Raw genomic sequence first — 3,339 nt, forward strand, 5'->3', positions numbered from 1 at the left:
TCGTCCAGCTGCTGAAGCTGGCCGTGGCCCCCCTGGTCTTCTTCGCGATCCTGGTCTCGATCACCAACCTGCGGAAGGTGAACAACGCCGCCCGGCTCGCCTCCCGCACGCTGCTCTGGTTCATGATCACCTCGCTGATCGCCGTCGCCATCGGCCTCGCGATCGGCCTGGTCACCAACCCGGGCGCCGGCACCGGCCTCACCCCGAAGGACGGCAAGGCCCCCGAGCACGCCGGTTCCTGGCTCGACTTCCTGACCGGCATCATCCCGACGGACGTCATCACGCCCTTCACCGAGCTGAACGTCCTCCAGATCGTCTTCATGGCCGCCGTCGCCGGCATCGCCGCCCTCAAGCTCGGCGAGAAGGCCCAGCCGATCCTCACGCTCTCCGAGTCCGTCCTGGAGCTGCTCCAGAAGGCCCTGTGGTGGGTCATCCGGCTCGCCCCGCTCGGCACCGTCGGCCTCATCGGATACGCCATCGCCGACTACGGCTGGGACCTGATCGGCAAGTACGCGACCTTCACCGCCGACGTCTACATCGGCTGCGCCCTGGTCCTCTTCGGCGTCTACCCGCTGCTGCTCGCCACGGTCGCCAAGGTCAACCCGATCCAGTTCTTCAAGGGCGCCTGGCCGGCCGCCGTCCCGTTCGGCGCCACCACCAAGATGGACGGCTGCGCCGCGATCTACCCGGCGCTCGCCGCGATCTTCATCGCGCAGATCTTCGACGTGCAGCTCGGCATCGGTGACTACCTGCTGATCGCCTTCGTGTCCGTCATCGGCTCGGCCGCCACGGCCGGACTGACCGGTGCGACGGTCATGCTGACGCTGACCCTGTCGACCCTGGGCCTCCCGCTGGAGGGCGTCGGCCTGCTGATGGCGATCGACCCCATCCTCGACATGGTCCGCACCGCCACCAACGTCGCCGGCCAGGCGCTCGTCCCGGTCCTCGTCTCGGCCCGGGAGAAGATCCTGAACCTGGACGAGTACGACAACGCCTCGTCCTCCCCGGTCGACGAGCGCGAGCCGCTGGTCGTCGCCGCGTAAGGCGCACGCCGCCCCACCCCGTCCGCAGTGATGCCCGGGACCCCGCGCGGGGTCCCGGGCATCACCGCGTCGCGGCCCCCCTGAGGATCGACGCCAGCCGGCGCGCGACGTCGGGCCGGCAGCGCCCGAGGTCCACGAGCGGCGACAGGTGGGGGCTCGCCAGGGACACCAGATCGAGCCCGAGCGACGGCAGCCGCACGTCCAACGCCGCCAGCGCGGCCTGTAACTCGTCCCGCGCCGCCCGGGCGTCCCTGATCTCGTCGACCGCCGTCTCGCGTCCCGCCGTTCCCATGGGCCGCACCCCTTCCTCGTCCGTCCACGACTTCCACCGACCAGCATGGATGCGTGTCGCTACGATCACCAGGGGTAACGGTTTTCGCAGTCGTGGAACGAAAACGGGGGACGCCAGTGCCCGCACCGAAGGAACTCGACCCGTCGGCGTCGCTGGCCGCGCTGTACGGCACGAAGCTGCGCAAGCTCCGGGGCCGCGCGGGTCTCACCCAACGCCAACTCGGCGACCGGGTCCCGATCGCCCACAGCCGGATCGCCCAGTTCGAACTCGGCAACGAGGTCCCACCGGAGGACGTGAACGGCAGGCTGGACCTGATCCTCGGCGCGGAGGGCGACCTGGTCGACCTGTGGGGGCACCTGCGACGGACGCCGTATCCGGACTGGGTCCGCAAGTTCATGGCGTACGAGGCGCGCGCCAGTGCCATGCACAAGTACATGGCACACAGCGTGCCCGGCCTGCTGCAGACGGAGGACTACGCGCGCGAGGTGCTGCGGCTCGGTCAGCCCTGGTGCACTCCCGCCGAGATCGAGGAGATGGTCGCGGCCCGGATGAAGCGGCAGTCGCTGCTCCGGGCCCAGCGGCCGCCGCTGCTCTGGATCGTGCTGGACGAGTCGGTGATCCGGCGCCCAGTGGGTGGTGCAGATGTCATGCGGGACCAGCTGGGTGTGGTCGTCCAGGCCGCGAACGCACCTTTCGTCGAGGTCCAAGTGCTGCCCTTCGCGGCAGGCGGACACGCTGCCATGGGTGGGTCGCTCACCGTGCTGTCCTTCGAGAACGCGCCGGATGTGGCGTACCTGGAGGCGGGGCACTCAGGCGAGTTGGTGGAGGACCGGGCCATGGTCGCCCGGCATTCCTATCGTTACGATCTTGTCCATGCCAGGGCGTTGGCTCCCGAGGCCTCAACGGCCCTGATCCAGCAGGCGATGGAGGAGTTCGGAACATGAGTCCCACTCGATTCGATCCGACCGCCGCGTCGTGGCGCAAGAGCTCCTACAGCGACGGGGGCGGCGGCGACTGCGTCGAAGTCGCTGACGGCGTTCCGCACACCGTCCCCGTGCGCGACAGCAAGAACCCCCAGGGCCCCGTCCTGTTCCTGGCCGACCACGTATGGGTGATCTTCGTGGCGCATCTCAAGGCTTCCTGAACCGGCCGACCGGGGCGCGTGTTCTCGCGCTCCGGTCGCTCGCCGTCCTAAAAGAAAAAGTACCTGGGAAAGTACCTACCCAACCCCCCCTGACCCCCCAACTGCCGCCGCCACACGATCGGGTGACGTGGTGTCGACAGGGCGGGCGGGTGCGGTACGTTCACCGCAACAACTGGCATATGCAACTCGGCCCCCGGCAGGACTGGCATCCTGACGAGGGCCTACCGCTCAGGAAGAGAACGCTTCCCGATGGCTGATCCGCAGTCTAACGCGGCCCTGTCCGCGCATCCCGCCGTACTCACCCTTCCCGAGGGCGCGCCTCGCTCCGGGGTGATCCACGTCCGGCACCGGCACGCCGAGAACTACACGGTCGTCGGCAACCACCTCGCCCAGCACGGCGGGTTGTCCGCCGCCGCGATCGGTCTCGCCGTCTACATCCAGTCCCTGCCCGACGGGGTCTCCGTCACCGGGAAGGCGCTCGCGTTGCGCTTCCGGGAGGGCGAGCGGGCCATCCGACGGGCCATGAACGAGCTGGAGGAGGCGGGGTACCTGGCCCGTCCCCGGGTCGACCTGGGGCGGGGCAAGTTCGCGACCCGCACGTTCGCCTTCGACCATCCGGGCGCCGCTCCGGAGGCGTACGGGTCCGAGGCCGAGCAGGACCACGAACCCGTCCCGGCCCCGCAGCCCGTCCCGGCCGCGCAGCCCGTCCCGGAAGCGCAACGCGAGCGCCTTCCCGGTGACGGAGACCCCGTCGGGCAGGGACTGGATGTAGACGGCGAGACCGATCGCGGCGGCGGACAACCCGCCGTGCTGGGCGAGGTGGTTGCCGACGACCGTGTAGTTCTCGGCGTGCCGGTGCC

The 3,339-nt window shown here is 69.8% G+C and carries 4 protein-coding genes and 1 pseudogene; 4 read left to right on the forward strand and 1 reads right to left on the reverse strand.

Going from position 1 to position 3,339, the window contains the following annotated elements:
• Positions 1-1,043 (forward strand): dicarboxylate/amino acid:cation symporter (locus EAO71_RS21230; protein ID WP_147979428.1); only part of this gene is annotated, 1,043 nt, incomplete at its 5' end.
• 61 nt (positions 1,044-1,104) lie between these two features.
• Here the strand turns inward: EAO71_RS21230 and EAO71_RS21235 are convergent.
• Positions 1,105-1,335, reverse strand: coding sequence for a hypothetical protein (locus EAO71_RS21235; RefSeq protein WP_147979142.1), 231 nt, complete (start codon positions 1,333-1,335; stop codon positions 1,105-1,107).
• 116 nt (positions 1,336-1,451) lie between these two features.
• Between EAO71_RS21235 and EAO71_RS21240 the strand changes: the two genes are divergently transcribed.
• From EAO71_RS21240 to EAO71_RS37815, 3 genes and pseudogenes are all read left to right on the forward strand, one after another.
• Positions 1,452-2,279, forward strand: a complete 828-nt coding sequence (locus tag EAO71_RS21240; protein WP_147979143.1) for a helix-turn-helix domain-containing protein — start codon at positions 1,452-1,454, stop codon at positions 2,277-2,279.
• Positions 2,276-2,479 (forward strand): DUF397 domain-containing protein, encoded by a 204-nt coding sequence (locus EAO71_RS21245; RefSeq protein WP_147979144.1) that lies wholly within the window; start codon positions 2,276-2,278, stop codon positions 2,477-2,479. The genes EAO71_RS21240 and EAO71_RS21245 overlap by 4 nt, the downstream gene beginning before the upstream one ends.
• A gap of 249 nt (positions 2,480-2,728) precedes the next feature.
• Positions 2,729-3,339: pseudogene (locus tag EAO71_RS37815) on the forward strand (hypothetical protein); the annotation flags it as partial.

The sequence above is a fragment of the Streptomyces sp. MS191 genome (assembly GCF_008042125.1).
Taxonomy (GTDB): domain Bacteria; phylum Actinomycetota; class Actinomycetes; order Streptomycetales; family Streptomycetaceae; genus Streptomyces.